The sequence below is a fragment of the Thioalkalivibrio sp. genome, assembly GCF_041685615.1.
In the GTDB taxonomy this organism is placed as follows: domain Bacteria; phylum Pseudomonadota; class Gammaproteobacteria; order Ectothiorhodospirales; family Ectothiorhodospiraceae; genus Thioalkalivibrio.
Genome location: NZ_JAWLFK010000012.1, coordinates 15770 through 29129, shown reverse-complemented (window position 1 = coordinate 29129; position 13360 = coordinate 15770). Strand labels below are relative to the sequence as shown.

Genomic DNA, 13360 nt, shown 5'->3' with positions numbered 1-13360 from the left:
CCTGTAGGAGCCGAGCCCTCTCGGCGATCAGGCGTTGACCAACACCATCGACACGAGAACCTCCCCTGCAACAGGATCCGCGGGGTGCAGGTTTGGCGTGGACGCAGGCTTCAGGCCCGGGCGACGACCTCGCCGGCGAGTTCGGTGCCCGCGGCCAGGGTCGCGTAGATCGTGCCCTTCTGCACGTTGCGATGCAGGATCTCGAGCATTTCCTCTTCGGCATCGGTGCCAACCTCGACACGGTACTCGATCCTTGCCATCGCTGGCGGGTCGTCCTGGCGCCAGCCACGTAGCTGGATGCCGATGCTGTCCACTTCGATGCGCAGCATCGGCACGGCACGCTGGATACCGCGCACCATGCACGCCCCCAGCGAGGCCAGCAGCAGTTCCGGCGGACTGAGGGCATCGTCACGCCCGTCCATGTCGGTGTCCAGCGTAACCTCCGCCTGTTTGCCGCGCGCCAGACTCCCGTGCGTATCCACCCGTTCGACGGTCAGTTGATATTCGAGCATTCGATTTCCTCGCGGTCACGGCGCCCGGTACGAACCGGGCGCCGATGCGTCAGTTGCTGCCGAGGATGCGCTCGATCACAGCCTCCGGTTCCTGATAGCCGGACATCTGCTGGCCACCCTCGGTAATCAGCGCCGGGGTCCCGCGCAGACCGAGCTGCTGGCCCATGGCCATGTGCTGATCCTGCGGCGTGGAACAGCTGCCGTCGATGTCGTCCAGCTTATCGCCCTCCTTGGCCCGGTCCATCGCCTCCTGGCGGTCATCCGCGCACCAGATCCGGTCCATGATCTCGGGGGAATCGCGACCAAGTACCGGGAACATCAGGTAGCGCACCTTGATGCCGGCGGCAAGGTATTCGGGCAGATCCTGGTGGACCTCGCGGCAGTAGGGGCAGTTCGGGTCGGTGAAGATGTTCAGGACGCCCCGGGTCTCCCCATCCGGCGCGTAGATCACCAGTTCACTGTCGTCGATGGCGGCGAACATGTCCGCACGCACGTCGCTGAGTGCGGACTGGGTCAGGTTCTCGCGGGTCTCCAGATCAACCATGTTGCCCTGCATCAGATAGCGGCCATCCTCGGACACATAGAGGATTTCGGTACCGTAGCGGACCTCGTAGACGCCCTCCATCGGCGTTTCCCGGATGCTGTCGATCTCGGCGTCCGGGATAACCCCGGCCATGGTTTCCTCGATGGCCTCGGTGGCCATGAGCGGGGTGCTGAACACGGCCAGGGCCGTGGCAAGGGGAAAAACACGTTTCAGGAACATGGATTCTCTCTGTCAATATAGAAAAACGAAGCCAGTCTACCAGCCGGGGCTTTGCCCCCGGGGCATCCGGCGAGATCGGGTAGTAGACGTCAGCCGCGGGGATGATGTTCCGCATGCAGGCCTTGCAGACGGGCGCGTGCGACATGAGTATAGATTTGCGTGGTCGACAAGCTGCTGTGGCCCAGCAGCATCTGCACCACGCGCAGGTCCGCCCCGTGGTCCAGCAAGTGGGTGGCAAACGCATGGCGCAGGGTGTGCGGCGACAGCGGCGACCCGATGCCGGCACGGCGGGCGTGGGCCTTGATACGGTACCAGAAGGCCTGGCGGGTGAGCGCGCCTCCGCGCCGGGTGACGAACACCGACTCGCAGGGCGGATGACCGTCCATCAGATCCGGCCGTGCCTCGCGCTGATAGCGGGCCAGCCAGTGGGCCGCCTCCTCGCCCAGCGGGACCAGGCGTTCCTTGTCACCCTTGCCGGTAATGCGCACCACCCCCTGGCGGCTGTTGACCTCCGACTGCTCCAGCCCCACCAGTTCGGAGACCCGCAACCCGGTGGCATACATCAGTTCCAGCATCGCGCGGTCCCGCAGGCCGACCGCATCCGCGAGATCCGGGGCCCGCAGCAGGGCCTCCACCTGGACCTCGGACAGGCTGTCCGGCAACGGCCGCCCGGCCCGGGGGGATTCGATGCCGGCGCTGGGGTCGTCCTCGCGCTCGCCCTGATGAACCAGGTAGCGATAGAAACGGCGAATGCTGGACAGTGCCCGGGTGATCGACTTCGGCCGCGCCCCGGCCTGCATCCGTGCACTGACATAGCCCAGAAGGTCGGCCGCACCGGCGGTCTCCAGGCTTGCACCCCTGGGTTCCAGCCAGTGCTTCAGGCTCTCCAGATCGCGGCGGTAGGCCGCCAGGGTGTGGTCGGACAGGCCCTCGACCGCCCAGAGCTCGTCCAGGAAACGGTCGAGGGCCGGCGGGCTCGTCGCGGCGACGGCCACGCGTCAGGGCTGGCCGCCACCCGGGTTGCCCGGATCGCCCGGTGTCCCCGGGGTTTCCGCCCGGAATTTGCCGGCCAGGCTCTCGAACACCTTGGTCAGCTCCAGCGGCAGCGGGAAGAAGATGCTGTTGGCGGTGCCGTTGGTCGACATGTCGGCCATGGTCTGCAGGTAGCGCAGCTGGAGCGCGGCCGGGCTCGCCTCCATCTTCTGCGCCGCCTGCACCAGCTTCTCGGCGGCCTGCAGCTCGCCTTCCGCATGAATGACCTTGGCGCGGCGTTCGCGCTCGGCCTCGGCCTGGCGGGCGATCGCGCGGATCATGGAGTCGTCCAGGTCGACATGCTTGATCTCCACGTTGGTGACCTTGATGCCCCAAGCGTCGGTCTGCGCGTCGAGGATCTCCTGGATGTCGTTGTTCAGCTTGTCGCGCTCGGAGAGCATCTCGTCGAGGTCATGCTTGCCGAGCACCGAACGCAGCGTGGTCTGCGCCAGCTGGCTGGTCGCGGCGTAGTAGTCCTCCACCTGGATTACGGACTTGGCCGAATCCACCACGCGGAAGTACAGCACCGCGTTGACCCGTACCGTCACGTTGTCCTGCGAGATCACATCCTGACTGGGCACATCGAGGGTGATGATGCGCAGGTCGATCCGCACGATCTGCTGGATGCCCGGGATGACGATGATCAGGCCCGGACCCTTGACCGCCTGGAACCGCCCCAGGAAGAAGATGACGCCACGCTCGTACTCGCGCAGCACCTTGATCGACATCACAATGATGGCAACCAGGATGACCAGCGGGACGACAAAGAAACCGAGATCGTTCATGTCCTGCTCCTTCTATGTTGTGAACACCGAACGGCTGGCTATTCGGCCGATGCGGTGCCCGGATTGCCCTCTTCGGTCACGGGTTCGACCCGAAGCTTGAGCCCTTCGATCGCGGTCACGCGGACCTTCTGGCCCTCGCGAACCGGCGCCGGGGTCTCGGCGGCCCACTGCTCGCTGTGGATCCAGACCCGGCCGCTGCGCTCGAAGTCCTCGCGCGCCTCGCCAATCATGCCGATCATCTCTTCGTAGCCGGTCGCGGGTTTCTTGCCGCGCAGGCTGAACAGGCGCCCCAGCACCCAGACCGACAGGATGCCGATTGCGATGGCCGTGCCGATTACCAGCGGCAGGGCCACGTTCAGGTTGGGATCGTCCCACAGAATGATCGAACCGGTCGTGAATGCCACAATGCCTCCTATGCCCAGCGCCCCGAAACTGGGCACAAAGGCCTCCGCGATCATGAAGATCATGCCCAGCAGCATCAGCGCCAGGCCCGCATAGTTCACCGGCATCACCTGCAGGGCGAAGAACGCCAGGATCAGTGCGATCGAACCGATCACGCCGGGGTAGATCGCACCCGGGTTGGCGAGCTCGAAGATGATGCCGTAGATCCCCAGCAGCATCAGGATATAGGCAATGTTCGGATTGGTGATCACGGACAGCAGCTGGGTGCGCCAGTCGGGGTCCATGCGCACGATCTCCAGCCCCTCGGTGGCGAGGGTGCGTTCACCGTCCTGCATGCGCACGGTATGCCCGTCGATCTGGGCGAGCAGGTCGTCCAGATTGTCCGCCACGAAGTCGATGACGTTCTGCTCCAGCGCTGCGGTCGCGGTCAGGTTGGAACCCTCGCGCACGGTCTCCTCTCCCCAGTCGGCATTGCGCCCATAGCGATCAGCGAGGCCGCGGATATAGGACACCGCATCCTCCAGCACCTTGCGCCCCATCGCGTCGTCGCCGCGCCGCGGCTCCGGGTCGTCCTCCAGCAATTCCTCCTCGCCGGCCGGCTCGACCTCGCCGTTGGGCGACTCATTGTCGTCCGCGGGCTCCTCGGCCGCCGCGTCCGTCTCCTCGTCGCGCGCGGCGCCATCGGCCTCGTCGGCATCCCCGTCGTCACGCGCGTCCTCGTCGGGCTCCGGCGAGTCCATGCCGGGCAGCCCGCCTCCGCCCATCTGCACCGGCGTGGCCGAACCCAGATTGGTTGCCGGGCTCATGGCCGCGACATGCGACCCGTAGAGCATGTAGGTGCCGGCGCTGGCCGCGCGCGAGCCGGACGGGTGGACATAGGTCACCACCGGCACGCCGGATTGCAGGATGTTCTTGATGATGCTGCGCATACTGGAATCCAGCCCGCCCGGGGTATCCAGCATGAGGATCATGATCTCGGCGTCCTCGGCCTCGGCGCGTTCGATGCCGCGACGGATGTAATCGCCGGTGGCCGGGCCGATCGCGTCCTCCACCGTGAGCATCAGGGCATGGCGTCCACCGGTATCCGCCAGGCTCGCGGCGGCGAGCCAGCCCGCACCGAGCATCAGCAAGGCCAGCCACAGCAGGTGGCGCCAGCGGCGCCCTGCGACCGATCCCGCCTTGCGTCCACATGAAACCCGCATGGGCTTCCTCTCCCGTCAGGGTGGATTCGTCGTACACTGCGTGCGCACACGCGACAGCCGACACCACCACGATAAACCAAAGGTCGGACCGGCGCCGAACCCGCAGACCCGCATGGAAACGCAGGCAATGCAGACCCCGCCCGAAACCCTCGCCGCCGTGATCCTGGCCGGCGGCCAGGGCCGGCGCATGGGCGGGCGCAACAAGGGCTGGGTCGAGTACCGCGGGCGCCCCCTGATCGAATACGCGATCGAGCGCCTGCGTCCCCAGACCGCGCAGCTGGCCATCAGCAGCAATACCGATATCGACCGCTATCGGGCGCTGGGGTTTCCCGTGCTGACCGATCCGCACCGCGATTACCGCGGCCCGCTGGCCGGGATCGCCGCTGCATTCAACGCCTTCCCCGGTCACGAGATCCTGTGTGCACCGGTCGATGCTCCCGAGTTGCCCCGGGATCTGGAACGGCGCCTGCGCCAGGCACTGGAAGCCAGCACGGCTCCTGCCGCCATTGCCCACGACGGCGAGCGCCTGCAGCCCCTGTTCGCCCTGCTGCGCCCGGTCCTGGCGGACCGCCTGGACCGGGAACTGGCCCGCGGCGCCCTGGCGGTCGGTCGCTGGTTCCGCGAGGTCGGCGCGCTCACGGTGGACTTCTCCGATCAGCCCCGGGCCTTCGCCAACATCAACACGCCAGAGGACCTCCAGCCATCGCCACCCGGGCCGTGACCGCTATACTGACCCGCCCGAGCCCTGGGGAGAGACGCCCATGATCGAACCAACAAGCCCCACGTCCCTGCCCCGCATCGCCTTCGCCGCCTGGAGCGGCAGCGGCAAGACCACGCTGCTCAAGGGCGTGATCCCGGCCCTGCGCGCCCGCGGCCTGCGCCCGGCGATGATCAAGCACGCGCACCACGAGTTCGACGTGGACAAGCCCGGCAAGGACAGCTTTGAGCTGCGCCACTCCGGGGCGGACCAGATGCTGGTCGCCTCCGGGCGGCGTTACGCCCTGATGGTAGAGACCCCGGAGACCGACGACGGTCGTGTGCCGGACCTGGACATGCTGTGCGCGCGGCTGGACCCGCGACGCGCCGACCTGATCCTGGTCGAAGGATTCAAGCAGTGGGACCTGCCCAAGATCGAGGTACACCGCCCGTCGGTCGGCAAGCCGCCGCTGTACCGCGAGGTCGCCGGGGTGGTCGCGGTGGCCACCGACGCCGCCAGCCTCGACTTCGACGGGCCGCTGCTGCCGGTCAACGACCCGGATGCGCTGGCCGCCTTCATCATCGACTATCTGGACATCCATCCCTGAACCCGAAGCGGAGACACCCCATGCCCGAGGCCGCACTCGGCTGCGACGAATTCGACCCCAACGCCAAGACCCTGGAACAGGCCCGCGCCGCCATCCTCGAGGTCTGCCGGACGATCACGCAAAGCGAACAGGTCACGATCGAAGACGCCCTCGGGCGCACCCTGGCCCAGCCCGTTCACGCGCGCATCGACGTGCCCCCGGCCGCGGTCTCGGCCATGGACGGCTACGCCCTGCGGGCCGCGGACGCAACGCAGGGCGCCCGCCTCGCCCTGGTGGGCATATCGGCGGCCGGACATCCCTGGGATGGCGAGATGCAGCCCGGCCAGTGCGTGCGCATCCTGACCGGCGCGGTCGTCCCGGCAGGCGCCGACGTGGTAATCATGCAGGAGCAGGTGGAGCGCGGGGACGATGCCATCACCCTGCAAAAAGGCGGCCTGGCCCCGGGCCACAACATCCGTGGCACGGGCGACGACACCGCCGCCGGCTCACCGCTGTACGCCGCCGGACAACGCATCGGCGCCGCCGAGATCGGAGTCCTGGCCAGCCAGGGTATTGCCCGGGTGAGCGTGCTGCGCCGCCCGCGCGTGGCCTTCTTCTCGACCGGGGATGAACTGGTCTCGGTCGATCAACCGCTGGGCCCGGGGCAGATCCACGACAGCAACCGCCACACCCTCCGGGCCCTGCTCGCGGCCTATCCGGTCGATGCCATGGACTACGGCGTCGTCCGCGACACCGAGGAGGAGGTCTCGCGCGCCCTGACGCGCGCCGGAGAGGAGGCCGACCTGATCATCACGACCGGGGGCGTATCGGTCGGCGACGCCGACCACGTGACCCGCGTGCTGCAGGCCTCGGGCCAGGTCGGCTTCTGGAAACTGGCGATGAAGCCCGGACGCCCCCTGGCCTTCGGCCGCTTCGGACAGGCGCATTTCTTCGGCCTGCCGGGCAACCCGGTGGCGGTGATGACCACCTTTGCCCTGCTGGTTCGCCCGGCGCTGCTGCAACTGGCCGGGCGCGACGCGACCGAACCGCAGACTCTGAACGCGCGACTGCTGGAGGACCTGTACAAGTCCCCGGGGCGCAAGGATTTCCAGCGCGGGCTACTGGAGACCGACGACCGCGGCTGGGTGGTTCGCGCCGCCGGCGGCCAGGGCTCGCACCAGCTGCGCGCAATGAGCGAGGCGAATGCCTACGTGGTGCTGCCGCGCGAATCCGCCGGGGCACGGGCGGGCGACTGGGTGGAGGTGCTGCCGTTCCGCGAGGTCTTTCCGGAGGTGTAAATCAGACCCGGCTCAATGCGACGCGATCAGTGCAGCGAACTCCCGCTCCAGCAGGGCCTCGTCACCGAGGTTAAGTTCCACCAGGCGGCGCAGGTGGGAAGCGGATTCCAGGGGCATGGCCTCGATCTCCACGCCCACCCACAGGCCCTCGTGCCAGCGCACCCGGCCCTCGAAGGTGATGCGTGCCTCGTCGCTCAGCGGGATGTCCACACTGACCTCGTCACCATCGGCCATGGCCGGCAGGTCGGCTGCCTCCAGCAGCACACCTTTCAGGGAGATATCCTCCACGCGAACCGGACCGCCCCCGCCATCCGTCAACAGGGTAGCCGGAAATTCCAGGGGGATACGTTGAAAGCGTCGCTCCATGCGGCAAGACTACGCCCACTCCGCGCCTGCGGCCAAATCGAGAACCATCCGGGAACCCCATGACCGAAACCGCCCCGTCCATCGACGGCCAGCCGTCCAGCCTGCTCCGCCGCTTGGCCGCCATCGTCTACGATGCCCTGCTGCTGGTGGCGATCTGGATGGTTCTCGGCCTGCTGGTGATCGTCATCGGCAACACTACGGGGCTGTATTCCCCGCGCGCGCATTTCGTGCTCAACCTGGTCGTGGCCTGGGGCTTCTTCTATTGGTTCTGGACCCGCACCGGGCAGACCCTCGGCATGCAGGCCTGGAACATCCAGCTGCGCACCGAGGGCGGCCATGCCGTTAACGCCTGGCAGGCCACCCTGCGCTACCTGGTCGCGGTTGCCCAGTGGCTGGTGATCCTGATGGCGATCTGGGCGGTGCGCGAATACGGCGCGGTCGCCATCACGGTGGTCACCGCCGCCGCGCTTTTCGCACTCGGGCTGTCACAGTTCCACCCGCGCCGCTGGATGCTGCACGACTGGCTCACCGGCACCGAGCTGGTGCGCATCCCCGGCCTCGCCAAGCCCCGCTGGAAGCAGAACCGCAAGACCTGACGCTCCTCGAATCCAACCACGACGCGCCCGACCGAAGGTCAAAAGCGGCTAACAGGAAGGCGCGAAGATGGGAAGGCTTTTTGGGCAGGCGCTCGGGCTGCCCGGACGTGCAGCGCCACCATCGCCGTTCGTTTTTGTCCTGACGCCCCAACACCAGAACCTTCCCGTCTTCGCGCCTTCCGGTAGATGCTTTTCGTCCTTGAACTTCTTCCCGCCTTCCAACCTTCCTGTAAATCGCTTTTGACCTTTCGTGGTGAGCAATCATCCGGGGGCGAGCCAGAGGCCGAGGTCGTCCAGGGCTGCGGCAATCTCGGAGGCGATGCGGCGGTAGCCGCGGGCGTTGGGGTGGACCGGGTCGGCGCGCAACTCACGTTCGGACAGGACGCCGGAGAGCACGCCCTCGATCAGGGCCACCTGCTCCTCGCGGGCCAGTTCGCGATAGATCGGGTCGTCCTGCAGCCGACCAGTGGCGGCCCCCAGGGCGGAGGCCCGTGGCACGCCCAGCAGGACCGGCCGGGCCCCGTGGTCGCGGACGATGCCCACAAGGACGCGCAGATCCTCCTTGACCGAGGCCGGCTCGCGCTGGCTCAGGAAATCGTTGCCGCCCAGCCAGATCAGTACCAGGTCGGGTTCATGTTCGCGCAGGCCCGGGGCCAGACGCTCGCGAGCGCTGTTCGCGTCATCGCCCGGCACCCCGTCGTTGATGATCGTCCACCCGGTGATCGCCCCCAGGCGTGCCGGAAAATCCTCGCCGTCCCCGGCCCCGGTCCCATGCGTCACGCTGTCGCCGAAGGCGAGCACCGTCGCCTGCCGCGGGAGCGGATCGAAGTCACCAGGCCCGGAACCACCACAGGCGGCCACCAAGGCCACCAGCACGGTCAGGAACACCGCACGCAAACTGGCCCTCATGTCTAACGCCCCATGCGCTGCAGCGCCGCCAGGGCTAGGATCAGAAACAGCACCACCGGCAGGCTCGCGGCAACCACCGGCGGCAGGTTGTAGACCAGCCCCAGATGGGTCATCGCGCGCATCACGATGGCGAACGACACGCCGATAGCGATCCCGATAAAGAGGCGCTGGCCAGCGCCGCCCTCGCGCTGCGAGCCGAACAGAAAAGGAATCGCCAGGAGCAGCATCACGAAGGTGCTGGCCGGCAGGGTCAGGCGCTGCCAGAACGCGACCTCGTAGGGCGCCGAATCCAGCCGGTTTTCCTGCAGGTAGTCGATATAGCGCGCCAGGGCCCGGGCCGCCATCTGGCTGGGCTCGACCACCAGCACGTCGAAATACTCCGGCTCGATCAGGCGGTCGATGGTCTCCGTCTCCAGCCGCTCGGACTCTACGCGCTCCAGTGACAGCCGCGAACGCTCCACGTCTTCCAGCCGCCAGGCCCCGCCCTCGTACTGGGCGCTCTGCGCCCGCGTGATCTCCCGCGGCTCGCGGTTCTCGTCCACCTCGATGATCCGGACGCCGATCAGGCGATTCCCCGGCAGGACCGTATCCGCCTGCACCATGCGCCGCCCGTCGCGCGCCCACAGGCCAATCGAACTCACGCTCAGTTGTTCGTCGAAGGCCGTGGCCTTGAGATTCTGGGCCCGGCTTTCGGCGGCCGGGGCGAAGAACTCGCCGACCACCACCATCGCCACCACGACCACCAGGCCGGCCTGCATCACCCAGGCGATGAAGCGCCCCAGCGTCATCCCGGCGGCGCGCATCGCGATCAGCTCGCTGTTCGCGGCCAGGTTGCCCAGCCACAGGAGTCCGCCCAGCAGCGCCGCCGATGGCAGCATGTCGTACATCCGCCGCGGCAGCGTCAGCGCCACGTACAGCAGGGCCTCGCTGAGCCCGTAGTCGCCGCGTCCGGTATCGCGCAACTCCTCAATCAGCGCGAACACCGCATCCAGCGCCACCAGCAGGACCACGGCCAGCGCGGTCCCGATCAGGACCTGGCGCATGATGTAGCGCCCCAGAACGGTCGTCACGGTGTCACCTCGTCCGTGCCCGACTCACGCGCGCCACGGGCGGTTCCCCGTCCGAGTCGCAACATGCCCTTGCGCCAGGCCAGGACCAACCACAGCACCAGCATCCCGCCATGCGTCCACCACAGCCCCAGGGCCAGTGGCGTACGCCCGTCGGCCAGCTGTCCCTGACCCAGGATCAGCAGGTTGGCGTACAGCACATAGACCCCGATCGCCGCCGGAATGCGGGCATAGCGTCCGGTACGCGGCGGCACCTGCGCCAGCGGGAGCGCGATCAGGCTCAGCACCAGAATGGACAGTGGCATGGCGAGGCGCCATTCTAGTTCCGCACGGTACTCGGATCGATGCCGCTGTTCCCAGAGCTCCAGTGCCGACATCGCGTTCAACGAGGGCTTTCCGGCCCCGGCATCCGGTTCGGTGACCTGAATGCGCAGACGCTCGAACTCGAGCATCCGAAAGCGGCCCTCGCCCGGCACGCCGACGTGGCGATATCCGTTCTCGAGGATCAGGAAGCCGCTGTCCTCGGCACCGGGATCGGGTATCGCCCGCTCGGCCACGGTCACCTGCGCCTCGCCGTCGACCTCGCGGTAGATGAAGACCTCCAGCAGGGCCTCGCGGTCCTCACTCATGCGCTCGGCAAAGAAGACCTGCTCGCCCACCCGCGAGCGCAAGAAGCGCCCGGGCGTGATGCCGACCAGATCGGAGCGCTGCTCGGCCAGGTCGCGGAACTGGTCGATCTGAGCCTCGGCGCGCGGCAGCACCTGTGTCATCAGCACCAGTAGCAGCAGCGCGGCGGGCACGGCCACCCAGAACAGCGCGCGGTAGAGCGCAGCGAAGGACATCCCGCTGGCCTGCAGCGCAACCAGCTCGCTGTCGCGCTGCAACCGACCCAGCACCAGCATGAAGGCCAGGAACAGCGCCACCGGCCAGAGGAAGACGATACCCTTGAAGGCCCCAAAGGCAACCATGCCGGGCAGGAAATCCACCGGAATGGTCCCCTCGGCAACATCCCGCAGCACTCGCGCCAGCACGCCGCCGACGATCACCAGCAATAGCACGATGGTGACCGCGGTCTGCGTGACCAGCAGTTCGCGGGCGATGAAACGCTCGGCGCGGCGCAGGATCATGCGCGCATTACCCCGCGGTCCGCACGGCGCGTGGTCGCGCAGCGTGTGGCGCTGGTACCATGATCGAACTCATTTTCGGGAGGCATTTGATGCAATTCTCCGTCACCACCTCGACCCTCGACAAACCCCGCGCCGGCATCCGCGCCGCCGGAATCCATCACAAGCGCAAGCCGGCCGCCGGCGCCACGGTGCTGGATGCGGCGCGCGACGGCGAGATCACCGCCCTGCTGAAGGCCGGCGAGATGGATGGCGAGGCCGGCAGCCGACTGTTGCTGCCCGCCGGTGGGAGCAAGGGTAACGCACTCCTGATCGGTCTGGGCGCGAAGAAGGATTTTGACGCCCGCGCGGCGCGCAAGGCGGCACAGACCCTGGCGGCCGCGCTGGTCGAGCGCCCCGCCACCAGTGCGGTGATCGCGGTGGCGGACTTCCAGCCGCGTGGCAAGGACATCGCCTGGGTGGTGCATACCCTGGTCGCGGCGATCTCGGATGCCGCCTACCGCTTCACCCCGTTCAAGGGCAAGGAGAAGACCACGCCGGTCAAGCTGGACAAGATCCAGCTCGGCGTCGAGCGCACGGAGGCCGATGCGGCGAAGCGCGCCTGCTCCGAGGCCGCGGCGATTGCCACCGGCGTGAACCGCGCCAAGGACCTCGGCAATACCCCGCCGAACGTGTGCTACCCGGAGAGCCTGGCCGACACCGCGCGCGACATGGCGAAGCAGCACAAGAAGCTGAAGGCCACGGTGCTGGACGAGAAGGACCTGGAGAAACTCGGCGCCGGCGCGATCCTGGCCGTGGGCAAGGGCTCCGAGCGCCCGCCGCGCCTGATCGCGATGGAATACTCCGGCGGCAAGAAGGATGACGCCCCGGTGGTCCTGGTGGGCAAGGGCATCACCTTCGACACCGGGGGCATCTCGCTCAAGCCGGGTGCCGAGATGGACGAGATGAAGTACGACATGTGTGGCGCGGCCAGCGTGTTCGGCGTGATCGAGGCCTGCTGCGAACTGGAGCTGCCGATCAACTTGGTCGGCGTGGTGACCAGCGCCGAGAACATGCCCGACGGTCGCGCGACCCGCCCCGGCGACATCATCACCACCCTGTCCGGGCAGACGGTGGAGATCCTGAACACCGACGCCGAGGGCCGCCTGGTCCTGGCCGATGCCCTGACCTGGGTCGAGCGCTACAAGCCGAAGGCGGTGATCGACATCGCCACCCTGACCGGCGCCTGCATCATCGCGCTGGGGCACCAGGGCGCGGCCGTGCTCGGCAACAACGAGCGCCTGGCCAAGGGCCTGCTGGCCGCCGGCGAGGAGACCGGCGATCGCGCCTGGCAGCTGCCACTGTGGCCGGAGTACCAGGAACAACTGAAGAGCAACTTCGCCGACATGGCCAATATCGGCGGTCGCCCGGCCGGCACCATCACGGCCGCCTGCTTCCTGTCGCGCTACACCGAGGACTACACCTGGGCGCATGTCGACATCGCTGGCGTGGCCTGGAAGAGCGGCAAGGAAAAGGGCGCAACCGGGCGCCCAGTGCCGATGCTGATGCGCTACCTGCTCGACCAGGCCTGATCGCGGTCCGGCGGGCATGACCCACGTCAGCTTCTACCTGCTCGAGGACCCGGCCCCGGAGGCACGCCTGCGCTTCGCCTGCCGTCTGGCCCGCAAGGCCAGCGGCCAGGGCCGCCGGGTTCACATCCACACCGGCTCGCCGGAGCTGACGCGCACCCTGGACGAATGGCTGTGGACCTTCGAGGACACTGCCTTCCTGCCGCACAGCACCGATGTGCGCGACACGGACGTCCCGGTCTCCCTGCACGAGGCGCACGCCCCGTCGGATCGCTGCGACGTGCTGATCAACCTCGCCCCCGAGGTCCCGGAGTACTGTGGGCGTTTCGAACGGGTCGCCGACATCGTCGGCGGCGACGAGCCAGGCCGCGAGGCCGGCCGGGCCCGCTACCGCTTCTTCAAGGAACGCGGCTACCCGCTGGACCACCACAGCATCCAGTAAGGACTGCGGAA

At 67.8% G+C, this 13360-nt stretch carries 15 protein-coding genes; 6 read left to right on the top strand and 9 right to left on the bottom strand.

Features of this window, described 5'->3' with window-relative positions; all coding sequences use genetic code 11:
* Positions 1-110 precede the first annotated feature (110 nt).
* The 5 genes from ACESLR_RS04050 to ACESLR_RS04030 all read right to left on the bottom strand — a co-directional run bounded on the left by ACESLR_RS04050 (position 111) and on the right by ACESLR_RS04030 (position 4696).
* Positions 111-512, bottom strand: coding sequence for an OsmC family protein (locus ACESLR_RS04050; RefSeq protein ID WP_373023781.1), 402 nt, complete (start codon positions 510-512; stop codon positions 111-113).
* Positions 513-561: 49 nt separating this feature from the next.
* The gene (locus ACESLR_RS04045) at positions 562-1275 is read right to left on the bottom strand and encodes a DsbC family protein (RefSeq protein WP_373023780.1); all 714 of its coding nucleotides are present in this window, start codon (positions 1273-1275) and stop codon (positions 562-564) included.
* A gap of 89 nt (positions 1276-1364) precedes the next feature.
* On the bottom strand, positions 1365-2270 hold the full coding sequence (gene xerD / locus ACESLR_RS04040) for a site-specific tyrosine recombinase XerD (protein ID WP_373023779.1): 906 nt from the start codon (positions 2268-2270) through the stop codon (positions 1365-1367).
* 3 nt (positions 2271-2273) lie between these two features.
* Positions 2274-3092 (bottom strand): slipin family protein, encoded by an 819-nt coding sequence (locus ACESLR_RS04035; RefSeq protein WP_373023778.1) that lies wholly within the window; start codon positions 3090-3092, stop codon positions 2274-2276.
* A 38-nt stretch (positions 3093-3130) separates the two neighbouring features.
* Entirely contained in the window at positions 3131-4696 is a 1566-nt protein-coding gene (locus tag ACESLR_RS04030) for an NfeD family protein (RefSeq protein ID WP_373023777.1), read from the bottom strand.
* Here ACESLR_RS04030 and mobA point away from each other — a divergent pair.
* Genes mobA through glp form a run of 3 tightly spaced genes read left to right on the top strand, consistent with a single transcriptional unit; the run spans position 4695 to position 7277 of the window.
* Positions 4695-5417 carry a molybdenum cofactor guanylyltransferase MobA gene (mobA, locus tag ACESLR_RS04025; RefSeq protein WP_373023776.1) on the top strand — a complete coding sequence of 241 codons (723 nt, stop codon included), beginning with the start codon at positions 4695-4697 and terminating at the stop codon, positions 5415-5417. The two genes, ACESLR_RS04030 and mobA, sit on opposite strands and share 2 nt — an antisense overlap.
* Positions 5418-5457: 40 nt before the next feature.
* The gene (mobB, locus tag ACESLR_RS04020; protein ID WP_373023775.1) at positions 5458-6000 is read left to right on the top strand and encodes a molybdopterin-guanine dinucleotide biosynthesis protein B; all 543 of its coding nucleotides are present in this window, start codon (positions 5458-5460) and stop codon (positions 5998-6000) included.
* A 20-nt stretch (positions 6001-6020) separates the two neighbouring features.
* Positions 6021-7277, top strand: a complete 1257-nt coding sequence (gene glp / locus ACESLR_RS04015; RefSeq protein WP_373023774.1) for a gephyrin-like molybdotransferase Glp — start codon at positions 6021-6023, stop codon at positions 7275-7277.
* 12 nt (positions 7278-7289) lie between these two features.
* Here glp and ACESLR_RS04010 read toward each other — a convergent pair whose 3' ends face one another.
* Entirely contained in the window at positions 7290-7643 is a 354-nt protein-coding gene (locus ACESLR_RS04010) for a PilZ domain-containing protein (RefSeq protein ID WP_373023773.1), read from the bottom strand.
* 59 nt (positions 7644-7702) lie between these two features.
* On the opposite strand from ACESLR_RS04010, the gene ACESLR_RS04005 reads away from it, so the two are divergent.
* On the top strand, positions 7703-8239 hold the full coding sequence (locus ACESLR_RS04005; protein WP_373023772.1) for an RDD family protein: 537 nt from the start codon (positions 7703-7705) through the stop codon (positions 8237-8239).
* 261 nt (positions 8240-8500) lie between these two features.
* On the opposite strand, the gene ACESLR_RS04000 is transcribed toward ACESLR_RS04005, so the two are convergent.
* The 3 genes from ACESLR_RS04000 to lptF are packed head-to-tail and all read right to left on the bottom strand — an operon-like array spanning position 8501 to position 11342.
* The gene (locus tag ACESLR_RS04000) at positions 8501-9148 is read right to left on the bottom strand and encodes a GDSL-type esterase/lipase family protein (protein ID WP_373023771.1); all 648 of its coding nucleotides are present in this window, start codon (positions 9146-9148) and stop codon (positions 8501-8503) included.
* Positions 9149-9150: 2 nt separating this feature from the next.
* The gene (gene lptG / locus ACESLR_RS03995; protein ID WP_373023770.1) at positions 9151-10218 is read right to left on the bottom strand and encodes an LPS export ABC transporter permease LptG; all 1068 of its coding nucleotides are present in this window, start codon (positions 10216-10218) and stop codon (positions 9151-9153) included.
* Positions 10215-11342 carry an LPS export ABC transporter permease LptF gene (gene lptF, locus ACESLR_RS03990; RefSeq protein WP_373023769.1) on the bottom strand — a complete coding sequence of 376 codons (1128 nt, stop codon included), beginning with the start codon at positions 11340-11342 and terminating at the stop codon, positions 10215-10217. The genes lptG and lptF overlap by 4 nt, the downstream gene beginning before the upstream one ends.
* An 89-nt stretch (positions 11343-11431) precedes the next feature.
* Between lptF and ACESLR_RS03985 the strand changes: the two genes are divergently transcribed.
* Together ACESLR_RS03985 and ACESLR_RS03980 are read left to right on the top strand one after the other, a co-directional pair.
* Positions 11432-12910 (top strand): leucyl aminopeptidase, encoded by a 1479-nt coding sequence (locus ACESLR_RS03985; protein WP_373023768.1) that lies wholly within the window; start codon positions 11432-11434, stop codon positions 12908-12910.
* Positions 12911-12926: 16 nt separating this feature from the next.
* Entirely contained in the window at positions 12927-13349 is a 423-nt protein-coding gene (locus tag ACESLR_RS03980) for a DNA polymerase III subunit chi (RefSeq protein WP_373023767.1), read from the top strand.
* The last annotated feature ends 11 nt before the right edge of the window (positions 13350-13360 follow it).